Source organism: Sporosarcina sp. SAFN-010, from assembly GCF_059415065.1.
The window spans coordinates 504,205-524,391 of record NZ_JBPFDS010000001.1 but is presented as its reverse complement, the minus strand read 5'-3'; the positions used below and the strand labels follow the sequence as shown (position 1 = coordinate 524,391).

Sequence of the window (20,187 nt, the reverse complement as noted above, 5' to 3'; positions counted from 1 at the left end):
TGGATCATTCAATAAAGACGGAGGCGTAGTCGATACAACAATCGGCGAAGCACTCGGCGGCGTGTTGGAAGACACGCATGTCGGAGTAGTGGATGAACACCTCAATGTAAACGAAGATGGATCATTCAATAAAGACGGAGGCGTAGTCGATACAACAATCGGCGAAGCACTCGGCGGCGTGTTGGAAGACACGCATGTCGGAGTAGTGGATGAGCACCTCAACGTGAACAAAGATGGATCATTCAGTAAAGATGGTGGCATAGTCGATGCAGTCGTAAATGATGTCCTAGGACTTGGCGGATTGCACTTGGGTGTACTAGATGAGCATATCAACCACTCCAAAGATGAAACCAATCGGACAAACGGACTGTTGCAGTTGACGCTGCTGGACAAATTGCTTGGAGATACCGCTATCAATCTATTGGCGAACAAAGAGCAATCGACAGAAGATGGCACCTACCAAAAACAAGGTGTCGGCATGATTACCCTCGATTTACCGTTGCTTGGAGCAATCGATCTTGATTTGCTCACACGTGAATCTTTCGTTCCGGCTGCGGTCGTATTACCGGAAGAAAACACGGAAGAACCAACACCTGAACCGGGTGATGGAGATACAGACACCACTCCTGAAGAGGATACTGTAATTCCCATCATTCCAGTAGTTCCCGCTGAACCTTCCAATCCAGACAATGGAAATGGAACTCCCAATGAAGGAACAGATGAGACCGGTGACGGCACAACCACTCCTGAAGGTACGCAGGATGGTGAAGATTCAACGACGAATCCGGATGATGGAGCAACAGTTACGGAAGACAACGGCATGACGTCAATTCCAGGAAATTCAGCTGGCGGTACGGACATGGATAATGGAATTGAACCAAATTTGGCAATGGAAATGCCGAAGAATCCAACAATCGCTCAATCGGGTATCGGATCCAATTGGAATGGAGCTTCTTCAAAATCCATGATGTCGAAACTTCCACAAACGGGTGGATGGCTAGATGGGTCTAGTATGTTGCTAATTGGCGTTCTAACATTGCTTTCAGGAGCGTTTCTACGTAAATGGGCAATCCAATAAACCACTTTCTGGATTCCTGATCAGAATCTAGTAATAATCACAACAAGTCGATGCATAGACTGACAAGGCGCCATCCAATCCGGACGCGGAATGGATGGCGTTTTAGTGTGCCAAATGACATAGTACTCTATTAATTGGGGAGATAAATATTAACAATCACCTGAAAATAGTAGAGTCAATGGAAGTAAAATGGTATACTGAATTTACCAAATAATAGTATGAGGAGAGATTCAATGAAACGCTTAATTACAGTGATTACGATGCTAGCACTCAGTCTAGTACTCGCAGTTCAGCCAGCAGCTGCAGCCACCACAACGTTCACGGATGTAACGAAAGCAAACCAATTTCATGATGAAATCCAGTATCTGACGGGAAAGAAAATTATCAGCGGATTTACAAATGGTACTTTCAAACCTAAAGTGGAAGTAACACGTGGGGATGCTGCTATTATGATAGGCCGACTAAAAAACTTGGATGGCACGAAGCGACCTTCGAAGTTCAAAGATGTCAACAAGAATTCAGCAGCTAGTGGTTATATTGCTTCCGCAGTAGCGAAAGGCTACATTACTGGATATGCAGATGGGACATTCCGACCGAATGCGATTCTGACACGCGGCGACATGGCAATTATTTTGTCCAGGGTCCTAGATCTTCGACTAGGAAGCATGCATGAGTTTAGTGACGTAAGTGATAGCATGAAAGCAAGTGAGGCGATCTACAATATGGCCGGTGAGTTCATAACTGGAGGGTATGCAGACGGAACGTTCCGTCCATACAAAAATGTGACACGTGAGCAGTTTTCCGCATTCCTCGCACGCGCTTTAAGCCCGGTGTATAAGCAGCGTACAGTAAGCAAGGACAGTTTCTCTTATGATATGACAAAAAAATACGTGTTTAACATGTCTGGCGAAAAGGAACAACTTAGTTTCAAAAACACAAATGCAAAATTCGGAGATTATACGTACAAAGGTTTCTTCTGGGAATACTTGAATACTACGACAAACAAAGCTCAATACGTGAGATTTGAAGAAACAAAAGATGCGCTATACTTGGAGTACCCATTCTCCGACGCAAGCAATGAACTGAAGTTCCCTATTAAAGTCGGATTAAAATGGACACCAGCTTTAAGTGAGTCTGAATCTAATACAATTACAGGTGTCAACAAAACAATTACGACACCGTACAAGAAATTCACAAACGCAGTCGAAGTAACAACTGAAACGGGGATAAAGAAATACTTTGTAAAAGGCATTGGGCAAGTTAAAACTGTAGATAAGTCTGGAAAAGTCCTATCCGAGCTTGTATCTATTCAATAAGAACTAGAAAGCCATCCTCTAAGGGTGGCTTTTTTACTGCAAATGAAATTGACTGCTCGCTTATTATGTAGATATACTTCTGTAATAAGCTTACGAGAGTGAAAAATCGGGACGAGTTAAAAGAGTTGAAAAGCAAAAAAGTGATTATCCCAGCAGCGGGACTTGGTACCCGATTCTGCACTCCTAATTGCAGAAGCAGCTGCCTATTATAAGGGGCAGGGCAGTTCACTTCATAAACAGCTTCAAAAGCTGTATAAGACAGTGGGCTACTACAAAGAATCGTTACGCTCACTCACTTTCACCGGGAAGGCGGGAGCAGAACGTATTGATAGTATTCTGCGTAATCTGCGCGCCATTCCGCCAAAAGAATTGGGGGGAGTGGCTATCACTTCTATCGAAGATTATCAATCAGGAATCATTAAAGAAGTGACTGGCGAAGAGCGAAGAACCGATCTTCCAAGCTCAAACGTCCTAAAGTTCTGGCTTGCAGACGGATCCTGGTGTTGTGTCCGCCCTTCAGGGACAGAGCCGAAGTGTAAAATTTATATGGGCGTAACAAGCGAATCAGGCCTAGAAGCTATAGAAAAGTGCGAAAAGCTAGAAGAAGCTATTATGGCTTTTCTAGGAATTGAAAAACTGCAAACGTATATACATCTCATTTAAAGGCTTTCCGGTATTTGAGGAAAGCCTTTTTACGTTTCGCCTAATCCATTGAATAAAAAAACGGCCGAGGCCGCTTCTAGTTCATTACATTAATACTTCGGTGGAATCGGCTTTCCTCTAGCGTCCCGATCCTCAGTATGACGCTCCTCCTGCACCACATCATTATTCTCTGGAATAATATACCCGCCTAAATCCATTTTCTCAGTAACAAGTGATGTCAAATCACCTTTGTCGTGACTAGAAGTATCCCAGAAATCGCCTTTGTCCACATATAATAAGAAAGCACCGTTTTCCACTGCGGCTAAATAACGGTCTGTCTCATCTTCAGTCAAATCCATCTGAGTCAATGCTTTTCGTGCAGGTTGTTCATCGGTCAGAAATGCTGTGAATCGGTCCCACCATGAGGCATCCGCTTTTTGTATTTCAGCTTCTGTCCTTCCGCGAACGATTGAGACATCTTCTTTGTCTTTCGTAACTACATACATATTTTCTTCAGCGATTCCGTTTTTATGCAGTTCATGGATCTTATCTAATAGCTCATTCTCGCTATGGAAAACTCCAGCAAATTCTCGATTCATCTTCAAATTCCTCCATTCGGATTAAAAGTGTATACTATGAGACTTTGTTTATAGATACCCTTTCCGATTAACCCGAAACAAGGAGAGTGAATTGTTTAGTAATTAAAGAGCGTCAGACTGATCGTCACGATGATATTCGGAAAATTGAATGACTCGGACGTTTGCAGTGTTCAGTTCATGGTAAATTTCCCGACTGTCCCAAAACGAAATATAGCGGTCTCTTTCACTTGCGAGTAGAGCAATGACTTCGTCCGCTGATACGTAGTGAACAAACCGTCGGATGTAGTGTTCTTCGTCGAAGAAATACGTGATTTTAAATTCTTTCATAAACCATCATCCTTTCAATTTTTATTAAAATAAAAACGGGCAGTCTGCACACTATGCAGGCTACCCGTTTCGTTCAGCCCATAGTCCGCATATTGCGTAATCTAGAACGAAGAGATACGAAAATTTGAATGATTAGTAAAAAAAGAAATGCACCTGACATGTCGAGTGATACATCTAGCCAGGTAGCTGTGCGTCCGCCTGTCAACGATTGGTGAAATTCATCGGCAGAAGCTGCCAGAAACGTTAATAATGCAGCGATGAAAAAGCGGAAACGAATTTTGGGCAAAAGCCAGAAGAGTATTGCTGCAAGTGCACCGAATGTGAAGAAGTGTGCGCTTTTTCGAAGGAGAAATTCTACAAAGTAGTAATAGCCACGTTCTTCGACTGAAATGATTTTCCCCCAATAGGGAATTTCTAATTTAGACAAAGGTTCTTCAAACGGCTGATTCGGTAGCAATCGTTCCAAATCGGGAACAATTGATTGTTGTTCATATGTCTGACTAGAAGAGATGAAGAGTCCTGCAATAATGCCAATGAGTAAGATGAGCACGACGAGTTTTTTCATGGTGCGAGTATAACATATTTTGGGCGGTTTTGCAGGAGGGAAGTTGGTTTGAGTGCGATTGATTCTGCTAATAATCGAAGAATCAGCAAAAAAGTAGTATTACAGGTAGTTTACAATATTCATTAGCGAGTTAGCATTCAAGATAGAAGGGGAATACGAGAGAGGATAGTTACTTATTCAGTGAAATGAGGGAGCACAATGAAACGGCTCGTGTATTTAGATTGGCTCCGCATTATTGCGGCACTTGCGGTTGTGACGATTCACGTTTCGGCAGGGGTTGTGACAGATGACGCGCAAGACTATAAAAGTCCATGGATGGCGGGCAACTTTTATGAATCCATTTCAAGATGGGCCGTACCGATGTTCGCCATGATTAGCGGAGCACTCATGCTTAGTAGTACACGGGAAATCACAATATTGTCCTTTTTGAAAAAGAAGTTAGCGAAAATCCTGATTCCGCTGTTTGCTTGGAGTGTTATTTATTATGCGAACGAAGTACGAAAAGATGAAATAACGTTTTCTGTTGCTGACTTCATCAAACGATTTGCGACCGATGACATCATGTATCACTTATGGTTTCTGTATATGATCGCCGGGTTGTATCTCATTACACCCCTTCTTAAAATACTGATTCAACACGCTAAGCGTAAAGATGTTGAGTATTTTTTAATACTTTGGCTTTTCGAATCCGTCTTTTCTAATTGGTTGGAATATTTCATAGGTTATCGTTTCGAATTCGAATTATTCTTCGTGACGCATTACATAGGTTATTACGTGCTGGGCTACTATTTATTTACGTTTGATTTCCAGACTAAATGGAGAATCGTCATGTACATAGGAGGTGTCGCAGGTTTCATAACGACATTTTTCATGACCTATCACGAGTCTTTGAAAATCGATGAACCACTCGAACAATTTTGGTATGACGAACACTCTCCAAATGTATTGTTGATGGCTGTTGCTCTTTTCTTGCTGTTTAAGTCAACAAAAATCGGCACACTCAAGCTGCCTTGGATCGGAACGGTCATTAGTCATGCGAGCTTCGGAATCTATCTCATTCATATACTTGTCATGCAAACACTTTACGAAAAATTCGACTTTGTCTGGTTCGATGTACATCCATTAATCGGAATTCCATACAAAGTAGTGTTAGTGGTTACAATTAGCACCATGATTGTGTATGGCATAAAAAAAGTACCCGTTTTGTGCAAGATAATTCCGTAAAAAATGAGAGGTACAGTGAAAAAGAGGTACCTGTGTGCGAAACAAACACGTTTGTTTCGCACACACCGTACCTTTCAATCTAGTTACTCTGTCAGGCGCATGAATTCATTCACATCATCCACACATAATTGAATCGCTTTTTCCCAGAATTACGGCTTAGTTAGATCGGCACCCGGATGTTTCTGAGCAAGGTCTTCCACGGTCATACGGCCGGTATCCTGCAGAAGGGCGATATATTCATCTTCGAAGCCAGTTCCCTGTTCCAGTGCATGTGCATAGATGCCAAGGCTGAACAAATAACTGAACGTGTAGGGGAAGTTGTAGAAAGGAGTCCCTGTTTTGTGAAAGTACAGTTTCGATGCCCGAAACATATGGTCGTATTCGTCAAGCGTGTCACAGTACGCTTCTTTTTAAAAAAAGTTGCCTGTGCACCATACAATTCAGACACTAATTAGACAATTCGAATGTATTCTATCTAGTCAATTGCTTAGAAAGCTTATTTTTCTTTTACGGATACTTGTAATGATTCCTGTTAGTCAAGGTTTGCGAAGTTCCATATTTGAAAGTCCGTTGTCTTCAAATTCCTTTTCATATTCTCCTTCAACTTCAAAGAATTTCATCAAAGCTTCAAAAGCCTTGCCTGTGCACCGTGCAGTTAAAACGCCATTCAGAATTGTTTTAGAGTTGTAGTCGTGCACAGGCAAAGTTTTTCCTTATCTCACGTCACCACTATTTCTGCATTCTACAATTCAAAAAGTACCTGTGCATGAAATTTTTATGAATGTTTGTGTTTGCACATTCACGTATCTTTCGTACACAGGTACTGATAATCAAAGATGAAATTAATCAAATTCTTCGTATTCGTTCGGGTGCTGCCCCTCTACTCTTCCCGCTTCGCCTTTATCCAAGGAATCAATTGTTTGGATATCTTCTTCACTTAATTCAAAGTCAAAGACATCAAGGTTTGCTTTTTGATGTTCGTATGACAATGATTTTACGATCGGTAAGACACCGTTTTGCAAGTTCCAGCGAATAATAATTTGCGCTGGCTCTCTGTTATATTTCTCAGCAATCGCTACAATGGTATCATTTGTTAACACATCATTTATTTCGCGCCCTAAAGGACTCCAGGCTTCTGTTAGGATACCCCGGCTTTTATTGTACTCAACCAGTTCGTTATTGTTGAAATACGGATGGCGCTCAATTTGATTCGTTGCCGGCGTAACACCTGTTTTCTCAATGATTCGTTCTAGGTGTTCCGGTAAGAAATTCGATACGCCAATCGTCTTGATCAGTCCGAATTTCTGCGCATCGACTAAAGCCTGCCACGCATCTTCATATTTACCTTGCTTCGGAAGTGGCCAATGAATCAAATACTTATCAAAGTAGTCAAGTCCGATACGGTACAGTGATTCTTGGATCATGAGAATTGCTTTGTCGTAATCATGTGAATGTCCAGGGAGTTTTGAGCTGATCATCAGTTCTTCTCTCGGGTCAGATGACCGCCGAACTGCTTCTCCTACCATTCCTTCGTTGTTATAATTCGTCGAGGTGTCAATGAGTCTATATCCAGCTTCGATGGCTGATAAAACGGACGTTACTCCTTGTGCACCATTGATGTTCACCGTTCCGAAGCCAATTGATGGAAGGCTCGTACCGTCGTTTAATCGATGTGATTGTATAGTATTCATCTTTATCATACTCCTTTTTACAATGAATTTATCTGATGTCTAGCACTCATTTTCCCTTTAAGAGAGCTGCTAAACTTAAAAAGCCATGCCTGTGCACCACACAACTAGAACACTATTCAGAATTGTTCTGGAGTTGTGTCGTGCACAGGAAACCTATTCAATTGCCGACTCGGAAGGAACAGATACGATTTCAGATCAGGCGATGCAAGAAGCGGTTCATTGGAAACGGTTAGCTTCGCTGCATCGGGAGGAACAGCGCAGCCACAACTAAGCAGGAAGGAGGGGAGTGCATATCGCCCGAGCAATCCGCAGACGGGATTGGCGTCCGAATGTCTACTTTCATGTCATCATGCGAGGCAACAACCGTGCGAATGTCTACAACGATGAGCAGGACAAGTATCATCTGATGCGCTTTATCGGCGAAGCCCACCAGCGTTTTAAATTTACGATGGTAGCGTTCTGCATCATGTCCAACCATTTTCACCTGCTGATTCGGTCAGAAGAGGAATTGAGTAAAATCATGGCAGTATCAACCGCCGCTATAGTGATTATTATTCCAAACGGTATCGGCATGTGGGCCGTATTTATCAACGAAGGTATTACGCCAAAGCGATAGAGGATCCGCACGTGCTGCTCATTGTCAGCCGGTACATCCACCGTAATCCGATTGAGACCGTAGTGCCGATGGTCACCGATTTATTCCAATTTCCCTACAGCTCCTATCCGAATTACCAGCAGTCGACCCGTGCCCTGCTTCCATATCTCGATACATCTGTCCTACCGCAACTACTAGCTGCGCCGTTTGCAAAAGACGCCGAAGGGTATTGTCGGTATTGCTTAACGCCCATAGCAATGGATGAAAACATTGTTGATGAGTAGTTACCTGGCAGTGGGTTGGATTGATAATCTGGCTCGTTGGGATTAGGGTTACAGAAAAAACTCTTCAGGTTACTAGGTAGTGGCCCTCCATTCAACGCCCCTCCCTTATGTGCTACAATGTTGTAAATTGTGGGAATAGGGGGATTCGCATGAAACCAAAAATCTTCGTTACAAGAAAAATGGATGATCGCGTGGTGGTACCGCTTCAGGATAAGTTTGATGTCCGGATGTGGGAATCGGAAAGTGAGCCGGTTCCTCGTGCTGTTCTATTGAGAGAAGTGTCGGAAGTGGATGCATTATGGACGGTCGTCTCCGATCGGGTCGACCGGGAGCTGATTGAAACAGGAAAGAAGCTGAGGATCGTTGCAAATATGGCGGTCGGTTATAATAATATTGACCTTGAAGCGGCGAAAGAACACGGAGTTCTGGTGACGAATACACCGAATGTATTGACTGAGACGACGGCGGATCTCACGTTCGCACTGCTTCTTGCGACAGCACGTAAATTGATTTTAGCTGAAAGTGAATTGAGGAAAGGCAGTTGGAAGTCATGGTCCCCGATGCAATTCACCGGAATGGATGTCGGCGGTGCGACGCTCGGTATTGTCGGTATGGGAAGAATCGGCGAAGCGGTTGCGCGCAGGGCAAAGGGGTTCAATATGCACGTCCTGTACCATAATCGAAACCGGAAACACGATGCCGAAGCAGAGCATGGTTTTGAATACCGGGAGTTGGATCGATTATTGGGAGAGGCGGACTTTGTGGTTGTCCTTACACCCTATACGCCAGAAACGGTACGCCTCATCAGTGAAAGGGAATTGGGACTTATGAAACGTACAGCGGTTCTGATCAACGTATCACGAGGCGGAATCGTCGACGAAGCGGCATTGTACAATGCATTGACGGACAATAGTATTTGGGCGGCAGGGCTGGATGTATTCGAAACAGAACCAGTTCCGGTCGACCATCCTCTTCTCTCACTGCCGAATGTCACAGTCCTTCCTCATATCGGCAGTGCAAGTGTTCAAACACGTCTTGCGATGATGGCTATGAATTCCCAGGCAATTACGGACGTTCTGGAGGGGCGCGAACCGGAGAATATTGTTTAAATGACTGTTTATCGTGAGCATCACACAAATCCAACACTAATCAGATAGTCGTAAATTAATACTTATGCACTGAAAAGTTCAGAGAATCCACTACAGCGGCCTCCCATTACCGGGAAAGCCGCTTTTTTGAAGTCTGTTGTTCGATTGTAATCGGCATCTGCTTTGTCGCTTTAAAACTATACCTGTGCACCTAACTATTATTTAATAGAGTGTTAATATATGAAGAGTAGTAGCGATCATAATAACAAACATAATAGGCACTGCCTGTGCATGGTACAAATCGGACACTATTCAGAATTGGACTGGAATTGTGTTGTACACAGGCAGCTCAACTAAGACTGCACAGCGCATTGTCTTATACGGCATTTATGAATTGGTTTGAGATGCCTTCTAACCTCACTATGCTAGAGGATTCCTAATGTATTATCATACAGCGGCCCGCGTTTTCAGTAATCATTTAAGACTACCGCCTGACAAAGTTGAATAATGTGGAATAAGATAGAAGTTATACCATTTAAGAGTATCGTCTGTTACGATTAAAAAATAGAGAATATGACATAAGAAATCAGATGATAACGACAAGTGATTTGAAGATATATGTCTGGTTGGGAAAGAAGAGAGGATAACTAATGGACAAGATTATCGATTTGCATATATCTTTTATGGAACGCCTCGTTGAAGATGGAGATGTGCTGCGGGAGTTGGAACGAGAGAGTATTTCTATATTGCCTGGGTTTACAGACCAGGCGGAGCTTGTCCGCTCTTATTACAAAAAGTACTACTCCAAGCCAGGTCATCGTATCGTCTTTTGTGGAGTTAACCCCGGGCAATATGGTGCGGGGAAAACAGGGGTGCCATTCATCGACTTCCACGGTATTAGTCGGTTGCTGCCCGGACATGACCGACAGGATAAGGAGAGAACTGCCCAATACATGCTGTCCATCATTGAGGAATATGCACCTGGCGAGTTTCAGGATGCTGTGTATTTGACCAATCTTTCCTGGTATGGTTTCCAACGTAACGGCAAAAATTTTAATTACTATATTCTGCCTCGTAACGTTCGTCATCATTTTACCGCGTCTTTTGTTGAAGAGATGAAAATTGTACAGCCTTCTTTAATTGTCCCTCTCAGTGAAGAAGTAGGACGAACTCTCCGTCAAATGGCAAAAGACGGGCAACTGGACTATCCGATTGCAGAGCGTCTTCCTCATCCACTTCATTGCTCGTTTCCAACGAATTTGAAAAAATCTCGGATGAGATATCACAAGTGCATCGAACAGCATACAGGACTGCAACGAAAAGGAATTAGCCATAGTGAATGATGAATTATTACTTTCTCGGAATTTTTCTGTGCAACGCACAATTCAGATGCTAGTCTGACAATTAATCGGTCGGACCTAGATAGAAGTCTCCCAGCAATATAAAACGCTGGGAGGTATTTTTGTTTATTTATAAAGGTAACTGTGCATGAAACTTTAGTGCGTGTTTAAACAATCATGTTTGTTTAAACACACATTTCACTATATTAAATTAACCTATACATTTCGTATGGTAAATGAGCAAGTTTTTGCGTCCAGCGTAATCCAGAAACTTCAGGTAGTAAATCTCTATGATTCCCCCAATTAAGAAGATGCATATCTTGCATTTTTGAATCGGGAAGTGAAGTGATACTTCTAGCATTATAAGCTGGCTTATGGACATAAATTAATAAGCGCTCCGCTAAATCAATCTCAACTGACCATTCTTCTTCACTTTGATTTTCCGGACCATGTAATCTTCCAACATAAATTTTAGTATTATTTGAGTCATTTGTATCGAGCCAATTCTCCTGTGATATTCTTTTTCCTAGCGTTTGAAAATCTGCTTTACCGATATACAATAAAACGTCGCTTCCGTAAACAGGGTGTTTTCCATAAATTTGATAAATTCCATAATCCCATTCTTCATGATTCAAGGAGGGGATGTCTGTTAATTTATACGGCCCCTCCCATTGAAGTTGAACTAAACGGGCTTTAGCCACTTTCATCAAAATCGACATCCTTTATAAGTGTTTTTTATCTAGTAGGTCTAAATAAACTATATAATACTACATAAAAATAGGTAACCATGCACAAAAATTTCACGCTTGTTTATACGTATCTCCACCTTTTGCACACTAGCATCTTCCACCACTCAAGAATAATTTGCTACAGCAAATGAAACAATATAAAAAAACGGTAAAGCACTGATGACTAATCCAATCTTCACCGTCGGTTTCATGAATGAAAGAATGGCTCCAATAACCCAGATTGCAATCGGAATGAGTCAAAGTGGATCCGGGAACGGGTTATCGGTGTAGTTTTCACCAATTGCTCCCGATGCGTAAAAAGTGGAAATCAGAATGACAATGATACCAGTCACTAAGATGTGACAAACTCGATAGATCTGAAAGACCATTTATAGTTCCTCCATTCAAGTGGATGCTGCTTGTAGTGAATCTACACCGTTTTTTCATGCATTAATACTTTTTAAGTCTCCCTGGATATACTGGATAATCGCTTTGCCAATTTGGGCGAGGGTCTGCTGGCCATCGTGGTTATATTCCCAATTTGTCGTCAGTACGGCGATATCGACGTGTTTTTCGCCGTTCTCAAAGTAGGCAATGTCGTGTTCGACACCTGGGAGCGTGCCAGTTTTGTTTCCTATAATGAGAGTTTCCTCGAAAATCGGCTGGAAGGCAGGGAGTTTGTCGATCAGTTGCTGGTCACGCATGATGGTTTTCAATTGTTGTTTGCTTGTCAGTGATAGGATTTCGCTTGAGGGATCCAGACACGCAAGGAAACGGACCATGTCTCTTGCGGTTGCGACATTTTCAAGACCTTGGGCAAGCGCGTCATGGTCCATAAATTTCCGAGTCAGCTGCGAGTGAGTGGCACCAACGTGTTTGAAGAAATTCTGGATGCGCTCAATCCCTACATGTTCAATGACGAGGTTCGCTGCCGTATTATCTGAGACAATGACGGACAAGGTCAGGGCATTCCGCAGTGTCATTTGTTCCATACCGCTTAAGTACGCTAAAACTCCAGATCCTCCGACAGGTTCCTCTATTTTTAACAGGGTATCCAAGTCAATCTCTCCTCGGTCCGCTGCCGCAAGACATGCCATGGCGACCGGTACTTTCAAAATGCTTGCAGATCGCTTCACTTCATCCTCCCGTATAGCAATCACCCCTTCAGGCGTGGTTGCGTATATCGATACGTCTCCCACTGCGTTATTAGCGATTCTGTCTAGTTCTTCTTTTAATTGTATATAATTCATATCATTCACCTGCCCATTAGAGTGTGAAACAGCAAAATTCGAACTCATTTAATTATTGAATTCTGAATTGCGCTTTATCTGTTACGTTAATCGTAGCATCCGGAAGATGAAAAAGCTCTACCTTTTTGGGAAACTATGAGTGTGCAACATGACTACTTACAATTCGTATCTGTGATCATTTATAAATCGTGAGGCATTGTTGTTTTACAGCGCAACAAGGAAGGTATTATAACGGTTTTGATTGAAAATCTCTGAACGTTAATATAATTCACTTATAGCAATATCAGGACTTCACGAGAAGGATGTCACACTGCCTCCATGCTGAATAATATGCTAAACTGAAGATATATTTCTCGGGTGATATAGGAATGAGATAGGTCAGAGAACTGTAACTTTTACAGTGTCTTTTTTTATGTCTGCTCTATACATATGGGTAAGCAGTACTTCGGCATGAGTACCAGAACAGTGTGGATATAACGGTAAAATACATAGTACGCAGACTGATTGAATTTAACTAGAGAAAGGAGGAAAGCCACATGGCGATTATTAGCGTTTCTAAGCTTGTTGTTTCAAGCTATCAAACAATCAATTCGGCAATTCAGACAGCTCTGCCAGGGGATACAGTGGAAATTGATGACGGGATCTACCATGAATATGTGAACGTCGATAAGCCGCTTATTCTTCGTAGTTCAAGCGGGGATGCTCGTTCAGTTTGTATAACAGGCGGTGTTCATGTCGCTGCAACCGAAGAAGTACGATTTGAATCGATCACTGTCGGATGCGGCACTGCGACGATTGAGTGTGGACTTTATATTGAATCGGGGCAGTTAACTCTCCACAGCTGTCTCTTCTCTGAGAATCAAGGAATGGCTATGCGAGTTGCTGCGTCTGCAAAAGTATCAGCAGAGCATACAATTTTCAAGAAGAATATTCAGGGCATCGAAGTGTCAGGGCGTTTGACTCTGTTCGATTGTATAGTAGAAGAAACCATCGAGAACGCACAGATTTCTGTGCGTGATTCAGGAGAACTATCCCTAACAGATTGCGGGATTTTAAGCGGTCAGGAAGAAGGAATTAGCCTGACAGACGGCAGTCGATGCACGATTACGAAGAGTTCCTTCATAGAAAATAGCGGCCCGCAAATTTATTTGGAAAAGGACAGCTTTTTAGACTTGGAACAAACGAATTTCTATTTTGGGAAATCAGACGGGATTTCTTGTGATCAATCAAAAGGTGTAATGAAAAACTGTACCTTTTATATGCAAAATCTAGCTCATGTAGATCTTGCGAATGAATCGCATTTTGAAATAAAATCCAGTAAGTTTGAAAACGGAGAATCCGTAGGGATGACAATCAATGGCTCATCTGTTGAAATCTCAGATTCGCTGTTTAAAGGACAAAAAGCTGACCAGCTGAACTGTATTGAACAAAGCAATGTTTCGATTAAACGAACTCAGTTTCTTTCAGGGGAAGAACGAGGAATCGTTTGTGCGAACTCTTCGTGTACAATCATCGAATCCGCGGTGAAGTACAATCAGATGACGCAGCTGTCTGCATCTGAAAAAAGTAAATTAATAATCCTAGGTTGCGAAATTGAAAATGGGAAAAGCATAGGAATTTATTCAGCAGGCAGCCAAGTGAAGATCTCTGATTCGCAAGTCAGCCATCACGGTGACATACAGATTTTTGCTGCCGAACAATCAGAATTAATCCTTTCGGCAACTGAAGTGAAGAGTGGAAAAAGTGCGGGCGTGTCAGCTAAGCAATCGACAATTGAAGTCGCTAACTGTGTTCTCATGGGGCATAAAGGGTCGAACATCTTACTGAGTTCCGATGCGAAGGCGGAAATTACAGATTGCAGGATTTCAAGTGGAGAAAAGAATGGAGTGCTTGCTGGACCGGGGACAACCATTTCACTGGAACGGACGGTATTGTTTAATCATAAAAGAGCACAAGTGAGCGCAACGAAATCTGCTGAAGTTTTGCTGACGGAGTGTGAACTATATGATGGCAGCTCGTCTGGATTGTCGTTGAGTAAGGTGGTACATGTTGAAATAACGGATACTAGAGTCCGTGGTCATCGCGCGGACCAAATCATTTTGCAAGATTGCTCTACTTCACTCTTCAAATCGATGCAAGTGATGAACGGAATGAAGGCGGGATTACAGCTGGAGAAATCGACTCCTGTACTTGAAGACTGCCACTTCGACAACAATCGTGCGGGAGATTTGAAACGGCTGGATAACAGCGAACCAGTATTGAAAAATACGGAATTGTCAATCCCTCAGGTGGCTGACGGACCTAGTGTAAGAGTACTAAAGGGACAGAGTGAAGCAAACGTAGCCTTTAGTAATCCAGAGATGCTTAACCTCTTAATGAGTGAACTGGATGAATTCATTGGTCTTGAAGACGTGAAAGACAAACTACGCGATATGATGAATCTAGTGGAGATCAACCACTTCAAATCGGAACGCGGGTTGAAAACTATTGAGCTGGCAGCACCTCATATGATCTTTCAAGGGAATCCAGGCACTGGGAAAACAACCATTGCACGACTTATGGGAGGTTTTTTTAAGTGGCTTGGCCTCTTGCCGAAAGGGCATCTTGTTGAAGTGAAACGGGAGGATCTGGTTGGAACTCACGTAGGGAGTTCTGAGGAATTAACAAAGTTGAAAATCAAAGAAGCGATGGGTGGGGTTCTCTTTATTGACGAGGCCTATTCTCTTACAACAGGAAAGAACTCAAACAACGATTACGGAAAAAAGGTCATCGACACATTACTTCCCGCAATGGAAAACCATCGTGGTGAATTGGTTGTCATTGCAGCGGGCTATACGGAGGACATGGATCAGTTCTTAACCTCGAATCCAGGATTGAAAGACCGATTTACTGAAAAGATTCACTTCCAAGACTATACACCTGATGAGCTAATGCAAATCTTCTTATCTAAATGTGAAGGAAGCTATTCGGTAACAGACGCTGCCAAACAGGCCATACAGGATGAGTTCATTGAAAGATATCGCAAGCGAGACCAGACGTGTAGTAATGCCCGAATGGTACGCACGCTTTACGATCAAATCGGATTAGCCCAGTCCCTAAGAATTGCGAAGTTCCCGCGAAATCAATGGACTGAAGAGTTATTGACGACTTTTGAACAAGAAGACGTTCTTCAAGTAGTGAAAGAGCGTGATGTAAAGAGTTACGAAGTTCCGATTGACGAGGAACTACTGGAAAAGAAAAGAGCGGAACTCCATCGATTTATCGGTCTTGAGACAGTGAAAGCTGAAATCGATGAAATGATTGAACTGATGAGGTATTACAAAAGAGAAAACCATTCAGCCGATAAGTTGATGAACCATACACTGCTGATTGGAAAACCTGGGACAGGCAAAACCGAGATTGCTCGGGTGCTGGCGGGCATTTACCAAGCGCTTGGATTACTTGAAAGAGGCGAACTGATTGAAGTGGATCGCAGCGATTTAGTCGGTTCGCATATTGGTGAAACGGAAAAGCGTACAGCAGACCAGATTGAGCGGTCAATGGGAAGTGCGCTGTTCATCGACGAAGCGTACACATTAGCGAGCGGCGGAGAGAATGACTACGGAAAAAAAGCAGTGGAAGTACTGCTGAAACAGATGTCCGATCGACAAGGAGAATTCTTGCTGATTGCGGCTGGCTATGAAAAAGAAATGAACAGCTTCCTGGACAGTAACGCAGGACTGCGCCGCCGTTTCGGACTCACCTTACATTTTGAAGACTATACTCCAGAAGAACTGATGAAGATTACGGAGCTCTATATTCAAGGATATGGCATAACGGTCGAAGCGAAGGATGCGCTAGTTCGACATTACCAGGACATCTATGAAAGAAGGGACGAAACCTTTGGGAATGCAGGTCTCGCTAAGAAGATAGCGAAAGAGATGACCCGAAAAGTCGACTACCGCCTGGCAGTAGCGAGTAGCAACCAGTTGAGTAACGTGTTGGAAAAGGAAATTACAAGAGACGATTTGGTTTTGTTGGAGAGCTGATTTGCCTAGGTGGAAAAATCACACCTGTGTATGAAACTTGCGTGTTTGTTTTAACATTCACGTTTGTTTCTCTCACAGCGTACTTTTCAAGTATTGTAATTATCAAGTTGAATTCAACAGTGTTGATAACTAACACTCAAAGTTTTCATTAATAAAATTTAACTGCCTACTCTGTAAGTAGGGCTTGCCTCTCATTCATCCTAATTCTGTCTTACTCATCATTACAGGTGTTAATTTTAAAAAAGCGGGTCTTGTCAAATGGATGCTCGAATCAGAACGTTTTTTAGATGTTTAGTGGAGATTATCTACAAGAATTTTTTCGGAAGACAGAATAATTAGGAGATGAACTAGTTGGTAAAGAAGAAACGTAGTAAATTAAAGTGGTTATGGATCTCGCTTCTCATCGTATTTGTATTGGTTGCTAGTATCGGAATTTACTTATTTACGGTTTATAGCTCGATCAAATCTACAGTTAATGACACGAGTCATGAACCTGTAGAAGCGATTGATACCGAAGTAACAAAGAAGAAACTGGAGAATCGGGAATCGTTGAATGTATTGTTGCTTGGAGTTGACGAACGCGAAGGCGACCGTGGACGATCTGATACGATGATTGTCATGACATTGGATCCTACGCATTCCAGAATGCAATTGGTTAGTATTCCGAGAGACAGTCGTACTGAAATTATCGGTAAAGGCAAAGAGGATAAAATTAACCATGCTTATGCTTTTGGAGGTAGTGAGATGTCTGTCGCTACGGTAGAAAACTTTTTAGATGTTGACTTGGATTACTACGTAAGAGTGAATATGGAAGGCTTGGAACAGTTAGTCGATGCAGTTGGTGGGATCACAGTGAATAACGCATTAGAGTTTAGTCAGGACGGACATACATTCACTAAAGGTACGAATACGCTAGATGGAAAACAAGCGCTCTCCTATGTTCGGATGCGTAAAGAGGACCCGGAAGGTGATGTGGGGCGTAATGAAAGACAACGCCAAGTCATTCAAGGTGTGCTTGAGAGTGGCGCAAGTTTGACGTCAGTGACGAAAATCCATAAATTGATAGATATTCTTGGGGAAAACATGGTCACTAATATGCAGTTTGCCGATATGCAGAATTTAATGACGAACTATAGAAATGTGAGCGCTAACTCGACATCTTACCAAATGACAGGTCAGGGGAAATTCATTAATGATATTTGGTATTTGATGGTACCCGATGATGAGTTATCAAAAACGAAAGATATGATTACCGAATATGGTGGATAAAATATGCATTAAGAACATTTTGCGACGTATCATTCAGGAACTAAACTGACAACTTGTAATTCGTGAAAAAAGTAGCCTTCTAGTCAATCAACTGACTAGAAGGCTATATTTATTCCTTTTATTTTATAATTTTGATTGATTTTGCTAAAAAGTACTCAAAGTGTTTACTAGTCATCAAGCTTTTCATCGCCTGCTTTTTTTAATAAGTAGGTGAGAGTGGGGGCTTTCAAATTCATAACCTGGACAAATGACGTGGCACTAGAGAGTTCCAATCGCATTTTGGCTAATAGCGTCCTGTCCACGTCTGGAAATGAAATTTCAAAGGTACGCTCCTGATCCAACGAAAACAAATCTGAAGTGATCGTTGTATGCATTTTAGGGGATTTTTTCTCATTCGTAGTGGCATGAGTTAAAAATGAATCTAGATTTCTTAATACTTGTAATTTGGGTGCTTATTTTTTAATTGGTAATCTTTCCGTGTTTACCCAAGAACCAATTGGGCATACTTTAGGATACAAATTGTATATGCGAGGGGTAGCATTATGAACTTTTTTGAAAAATGGGCATCAAATGCGCTGAAAGAGTCTGTTGAAAAAGACTCGAACCCACAGCAAGCTGAATCCGAGATAACCCTACATACATGTCTTCAAGAAAATATTAAACAAATTAAAGAGACGCTTGGAAATAGTACGGACATTTTAATTAGGGAAGTGGGTATTGGGAGATCGGGTGATTTGTTAATCGGAATTATTTATACCGATGGCTTGTCAGATCAAAAGACCATCATGGACTTCGTCACGGAGTCGTTGATGGTCGATATGAAAGGAAACCATTTAGATAAAGAGATTCAGTCATCTTCGGACGTTGTTCAGGTTATTAAAGACTATGCCTTAACGATTGCGGGTGTTAGTGATGTTAAAGACTATAAAACATTGTACCACTCCGTCTTATCTGGTGATACGGTTATTCTAGTAGACGGACATGCTGAAGGGATTGCGGCAAGTACCAAAGGCTGGAAGGATCGCGGGGTTACCGAAGCCTCAGCAGAAACAGTCGTTCGTGGTCCGCGTGAAGCATTCTCAGAAAGTTTACGTACGAACACCGCACTCATTCGGCGCAAAATAAAGGATTCGAATCTCTGGCTCGAAACAATGCAAATTGGACGGATCACCCAAACGGACGTTGCAATTATGTATATCAATGGAATCGTCAGTGAAGAAATTGTCAATGAAGTTCGCACTAGGCTAAGGCAGATTGATATCGATGGCATTCTGGAAAGCGGATATATAGAAGAGCTAATCCAAGAGGATACGTTTACCCCCTTCCCTACGGTGTACAATACAGAACGCCCGGATGTCATCGCCGCGGAACTCTTAGAAGGAAAGGTGGCTATCCTTATAGATGGAACACCCTTTGTTCTTATCGTCCCAGCTCTGTTCATCTCGTTCATTCATTCGGCTGAGGATTACTACCAGCGGTCAGATATTAGCAGCCTTGTGCGGATTATTCGTTATATTGGGATCTTTTTTTCTTTGCTTGGACCATCCTTATATGTCGCCATTACAACGTTCCATGCCCATATGCTACCCACATCGATGTTTATAAGTATTGCTGCACAACGGGAAGGTGTTCCGTTCCCTGCCTTTGCGGAAGCGTTACTAATGGAATTGGCATTTGAGATTTTGCGGGAAGCAGGGCTTCGCATGCCAAGAACGATTGGAACTGCGTTATCCGTCGTTGGAACACTGGTTATTGGACAGGCGGCAGTTGAGGCAGGATTCGTTTCTGCTGTAATGGTTATAGTTGTTTCCTTAACAGCGATTAGCAGTTTTGTTTTCCCAGCTTATGGTATGTCTAGTGCATTTCGTATTCTTCGATTCCCTATGATTGTACTAGCCGCCACATTCGGTTTATTCGGAATTATGATTGGACTATTCGCACTAATTCTACACTTATGCAGCCTTAGAACGTTCGGAGTTCCGTATATGAGTCCTTTTGGGCCTTTTATTCCTGCGGATCAGAAGGATGCAATTCTCAGATTTCCTAGATGGGCTTTACTATCACGTCCACATCTCATCAATAAGAAAAACACGATTCGGATAAAAGATGAGCATACTCAGAAACTGAAGTCAGAGGAATAAGAAATGAACGAACATTTGAAAG

17 protein-coding genes and 2 pseudogenes are annotated in these 20,187 nt (G+C 42.4%); 10 read left to right on the top strand and 9 right to left on the bottom strand.

The features are described from left to right. From ACR65F_RS02525 to ACR65F_RS02515, 3 genes and pseudogenes are all read left to right on the top strand, one after another. Positions 1-1,078, top strand: a pseudogene (locus ACR65F_RS02525) (hypothetical protein); the annotation flags it as partial. A 233-nt stretch (positions 1,079-1,311) separates the two neighbouring features. After that, the gene (locus ACR65F_RS02520; RefSeq protein ID WP_440503125.1) at positions 1,312-2,394 is read left to right on the top strand and encodes an S-layer homology domain-containing protein; all 1,083 of its coding nucleotides are present in this window, start codon (positions 1,312-1,314) and stop codon (positions 2,392-2,394) included. Between the two features lie 162 nt (positions 2,395-2,556). Further along, positions 2,557-3,057: a phosphohexomutase domain-containing protein gene (locus tag ACR65F_RS02515; RefSeq protein WP_440503124.1), complete on the top strand. Its 501-nt coding sequence runs from the start codon at positions 2,557-2,559 to the stop codon at positions 3,055-3,057. A gap of 89 nt (positions 3,058-3,146) precedes the next feature. Here ACR65F_RS02515 and ACR65F_RS02510 read toward each other — a convergent pair whose 3' ends face one another. The 3 genes from ACR65F_RS02510 to ACR65F_RS02500 all read right to left on the bottom strand — a co-directional run bounded on the left by ACR65F_RS02510 (position 3,147) and on the right by ACR65F_RS02500 (position 4,527). Beyond that, on the bottom strand, positions 3,147-3,635 hold the full coding sequence (locus ACR65F_RS02510) for a YflT domain-containing protein (RefSeq protein ID WP_440503123.1): 489 nt from the start codon (positions 3,633-3,635) through the stop codon (positions 3,147-3,149). 102 nt (positions 3,636-3,737) lie between these two features. After that, complete coding sequence (locus tag ACR65F_RS02505; protein ID WP_440503122.1) at positions 3,738-3,962, bottom strand: hypothetical protein; 225 nt, start codon at positions 3,960-3,962, stop codon at positions 3,738-3,740. 73 nt (positions 3,963-4,035) lie between these two features. Then, entirely contained in the window at positions 4,036-4,527 is a 492-nt protein-coding gene (locus ACR65F_RS02500) for a VanZ family protein (RefSeq protein ID WP_440503121.1), read from the bottom strand. 198 nt (positions 4,528-4,725) lie between these two features. On the opposite strand from ACR65F_RS02500, the gene ACR65F_RS02495 reads away from it, so the two are divergent. Continuing rightward, complete coding sequence (locus ACR65F_RS02495) at positions 4,726-5,751, top strand: acyltransferase (RefSeq protein ID WP_440503120.1); 1,026 nt, start codon at positions 4,726-4,728, stop codon at positions 5,749-5,751. Between the two features lie 83 nt (positions 5,752-5,834). Here ACR65F_RS02495 and ACR65F_RS02490 read toward each other — a convergent pair. Both ACR65F_RS02490 and ACR65F_RS02485 read right to left on the bottom strand, forming a co-directional pair. Continuing rightward, a pseudogene (locus ACR65F_RS02490) lies at positions 5,835-6,161 on the bottom strand (M3 family oligoendopeptidase); the annotation flags it as partial. A 432-nt stretch (positions 6,162-6,593) separates the two neighbouring features. Beyond that, positions 6,594-7,442 (bottom strand): aldo/keto reductase, encoded by an 849-nt coding sequence (locus ACR65F_RS02485; RefSeq protein WP_440503119.1) that lies wholly within the window; start codon positions 7,440-7,442, stop codon positions 6,594-6,596. 286 nt (positions 7,443-7,728) lie between these two features. Here ACR65F_RS02485 and ACR65F_RS02480 point away from each other — a divergent pair, with 286 nt between their 5' ends. The 3 genes from ACR65F_RS02480 (at position 7,729) to ACR65F_RS02470 (ending at position 10,752) form a co-directional block, all read left to right on the top strand. Continuing rightward, complete coding sequence (locus ACR65F_RS02480; RefSeq protein WP_440503118.1) at positions 7,729-8,058, top strand: transposase; 330 nt, start codon at positions 7,729-7,731, stop codon at positions 8,056-8,058. Between the two features lie 412 nt (positions 8,059-8,470). Then, positions 8,471-9,430, top strand: coding sequence for a 2-hydroxyacid dehydrogenase (locus tag ACR65F_RS02475; RefSeq protein WP_440503117.1), 960 nt, complete (start codon positions 8,471-8,473; stop codon positions 9,428-9,430). 629 nt (positions 9,431-10,059) lie between these two features. Beyond that, positions 10,060-10,752, top strand: coding sequence for a uracil-DNA glycosylase family protein (locus ACR65F_RS02470; protein ID WP_440503116.1), 693 nt, complete (start codon positions 10,060-10,062; stop codon positions 10,750-10,752). A gap of 203 nt (positions 10,753-10,955) precedes the next feature. Here ACR65F_RS02470 and ACR65F_RS02465 read toward each other — a convergent pair whose 3' ends face one another. The 3 genes from ACR65F_RS02465 to ACR65F_RS02455 form a co-directional block, all read right to left on the bottom strand. Next, a complete protein-coding gene (locus tag ACR65F_RS02465) occupies positions 10,956-11,456 on the bottom strand; it encodes a hypothetical protein (protein ID WP_440503115.1) in 501 nt (166 codons plus the stop codon). Positions 11,457-11,734: 278 nt separating this feature from the next. Continuing rightward, positions 11,735-11,866, bottom strand: coding sequence for a hypothetical protein (locus ACR65F_RS02460; protein ID WP_440503114.1), 132 nt, complete (start codon positions 11,864-11,866; stop codon positions 11,735-11,737). 54 nt (positions 11,867-11,920) lie between these two features. Continuing rightward, complete coding sequence (locus ACR65F_RS02455) at positions 11,921-12,727, bottom strand: serine hydrolase (RefSeq protein WP_440503113.1); 807 nt, start codon at positions 12,725-12,727, stop codon at positions 11,921-11,923. Positions 12,728-13,263: 536 nt separating this feature from the next. On the opposite strand from ACR65F_RS02455, the gene ACR65F_RS02450 reads away from it, so the two are divergent. Both ACR65F_RS02450 and ACR65F_RS02445 read left to right on the top strand, forming a co-directional pair. Continuing rightward, positions 13,264-16,755 (top strand): right-handed parallel beta-helix repeat-containing protein, encoded by a 3,492-nt coding sequence (locus ACR65F_RS02450; RefSeq protein ID WP_440503112.1) that lies wholly within the window; start codon positions 13,264-13,266, stop codon positions 16,753-16,755. A gap of 351 nt (positions 16,756-17,106) precedes the next feature. After that, on the top strand, positions 17,107-18,024 hold the full coding sequence (locus ACR65F_RS02445; RefSeq protein ID WP_440503111.1) for an LCP family glycopolymer transferase: 918 nt from the start codon (positions 17,107-17,109) through the stop codon (positions 18,022-18,024). A gap of 167 nt (positions 18,025-18,191) precedes the next feature. On the opposite strand, the gene ACR65F_RS02440 is transcribed toward ACR65F_RS02445, so the two are convergent. Then, complete coding sequence (locus tag ACR65F_RS02440) at positions 18,192-18,398, bottom strand: hypothetical protein (protein ID WP_440503110.1); 207 nt, start codon at positions 18,396-18,398, stop codon at positions 18,192-18,194. 168 nt (positions 18,399-18,566) lie between these two features. On the opposite strand from ACR65F_RS02440, the gene ACR65F_RS02435 reads away from it, so the two are divergent. Further along, positions 18,567-20,165: a spore germination protein gene (locus ACR65F_RS02435; RefSeq protein WP_440503109.1), complete on the top strand. Its 1,599-nt coding sequence runs from the start codon at positions 18,567-18,569 to the stop codon at positions 20,163-20,165. Positions 20,166-20,187 lie beyond the last annotated feature (22 nt).

Coding starts and splice junctions, on each gene's coding strand:
- ACR65F_RS02455 (WP_440503113.1), bottom strand. CDS start 12,727: ATGAATTATATACAATTAAAAGAAGAACTAGACAGAATCGCTAATAAC.
- ACR65F_RS02485 (WP_440503119.1), bottom strand. CDS start 7,442: ATGAATACTATACAATCACATCGATTAAACGACGGTACGAGCCTTCCA.
- ACR65F_RS02505 (WP_440503122.1), bottom strand. CDS start 3,962: ATGAAAGAATTTAAAATCACGTATTTCTTCGACGAAGAACACTACATC.
- ACR65F_RS02435 (WP_440503109.1), top strand. CDS start 18,567: ATGAACTTTTTTGAAAAATGGGCATCAAATGCGCTGAAAGAGTCTGTT.
- ACR65F_RS02500 (WP_440503121.1), bottom strand. CDS start 4,527: ATGAAAAAACTCGTCGTGCTCATCTTACTCATTGGCATTATTGCAGGA.
- ACR65F_RS02465 (WP_440503115.1), bottom strand. CDS start 11,456: ATGAAAGTGGCTAAAGCCCGTTTAGTTCAACTTCAATGGGAGGGGCCG.
- ACR65F_RS02495 (WP_440503120.1), top strand. CDS start 4,726: ATGAAACGGCTCGTGTATTTAGATTGGCTCCGCATTATTGCGGCACTT.
- ACR65F_RS02440 (WP_440503110.1), bottom strand. CDS start 18,398: ATGCATACAACGATCACTTCAGATTTGTTTTCGTTGGATCAGGAGCGT.
- ACR65F_RS02450 (WP_440503112.1), top strand. CDS start 13,264: ATGGCGATTATTAGCGTTTCTAAGCTTGTTGTTTCAAGCTATCAAACA.
- ACR65F_RS02520 (WP_440503125.1), top strand. CDS start 1,312: ATGAAACGCTTAATTACAGTGATTACGATGCTAGCACTCAGTCTAGTA.
- ACR65F_RS02460 (WP_440503114.1), bottom strand. CDS start 11,866: ATGGTCTTTCAGATCTATCGAGTTTGTCACATCTTAGTGACTGGTATC.
- ACR65F_RS02475 (WP_440503117.1), top strand. CDS start 8,471: ATGAAACCAAAAATCTTCGTTACAAGAAAAATGGATGATCGCGTGGTG.
- ACR65F_RS02470 (WP_440503116.1), top strand. CDS start 10,060: ATGGACAAGATTATCGATTTGCATATATCTTTTATGGAACGCCTCGTT.
- ACR65F_RS02510 (WP_440503123.1), bottom strand. CDS start 3,635: ATGAATCGAGAATTTGCTGGAGTTTTCCATAGCGAGAATGAGCTATTA.